The 1574-nt window shown below is 38.9% G+C and carries 1 protein-coding gene; it reads left to right on the forward strand.

Features of this window, described 5'->3' with window-relative positions:
* A partial coding sequence (locus HRU21_13540) for a hypothetical protein (protein NRA43305.1) occupies positions 1-1574 on the forward strand: 1574 nt, incomplete at both ends.

Raw genomic sequence — 1574 nt, forward strand, 5'->3', positions numbered from 1 at the left:
AGATTAGAAGGTAAAGGCTGGACATTGATTGGAGTCGCTCCCTTACCTAGTACTCAACTATTCCCTGCTAACGCAATTAACCTAGACGGCTCTACTCAGTACTTAGAGCTTCAAGGCTCTGCTAGTAGGTTAGATGTTGGAACTGATTCTTTAACGCTGTCATTTTGGGCAAATGTAAAGACTTCCTCAACGAGGGAAAGAATTAGAGCTTATTTCAAAGGCGAAACCTCATCAACAGGAGAAAATGAGATATCAATTCAAATACTTGAGGATGATTCGTTTTTTGTAGGTTTAAATAAGACAAACCTTCAAGGAAGATACTATTATGACACTGCAATTGATGGAGTCGAAGGATGGGCTCATTTTTTAGTAGTTGTATCTAGGTCAAACGATAGTGACAGCGGTTCTTTGTATGTAAATGGTGTTTTATATACTGGTTCAGTTACATTTGATTATCAAGACTCTGGGTGGTCGAGCACTAATTATACATACACACAACCTGTTTATCTAGGTGCTCAAGTAAGGTCAACTATTACTTATGCTCAAGCGGGGGCTTTTTACGGTATCTCAATCGGACAATCTTTTGGCCAATCCGACGCAGAGTATCTATACAACGAAGGCAATCCTCTATGTGCAGATTACGTAGAGACGGATAATCCAACTCTCTACAATAAGTTTGACGCTTGGTTTGACAACGCCACTTACAATGGATCAACAGAATTACAAGCATTAACTGATAAAGTAAATGGTTGGGTTCTCGATAACGTCAATAACGCTCCGTTTGATGGTAAATCTGCACTTATTGTATCAGACGGAAGTGCTCAGTATAATTCTGCTGTTGTTGAACTAGACGGCTCTACTCAGTACTTGGAGCTTCAAGGCTCTGCTAGTAGGTTAAATATTGGATTAAATACTATTGCGGTCTCATCGTGGACTGATGGCTCTAGTGCCACCACTTTATATAGAAAGTACGAATCCGAGTCAACAACTAGTCCAAATACTTCTCGTGCTGAAATTTTTATAGGCGGTACTTCTAAAGACCTTATATTTCAATTTATTACTTTAGGAAATCAATACAACATAAAATTCCAAAACATAAATTGGACAGGGGAAGATAAACATATACTTATTTACTGGGATAGGCTTGGCAACAATCTCAGTAACTTACATTGTTATATAAATGGAGAAGAGCATACAGACAAAGTTTTCAATTCTCCACTATCAGGCAACCCCAATTCGATAAACTGGGATATGTCACTTCCTGTTTTATGGGGTAAAAGAAACTGGGCTGGTTATGGTCAATGGGAAAATGTAGCTAAATTTATCAGTATCTCAATAGGTCAAGCATTCACCCAATCCGACGCAGAGTATCTTTATAATAACGGTAATCCCTTAACCGCTGATTACGTAGAGACGGATAATCCAACATTGTATAATAAGTTCGACGCTTGGTTTGATAATGCTACTTACAACGGATCAACAGAGCTTCAAGCCTTAACGGATAAGGTTAATGGATGGGTTCTCGATAACGTCAATGACGCTCCGTTCAACTCTGGACTAGCGGTAGAATGTGA

It is taken from the genome of Pseudomonadales bacterium (assembly GCA_013215025.1).
Lineage (GTDB): Bacteria > Pseudomonadota > Gammaproteobacteria > Pseudomonadales > DT-91 > DT-91.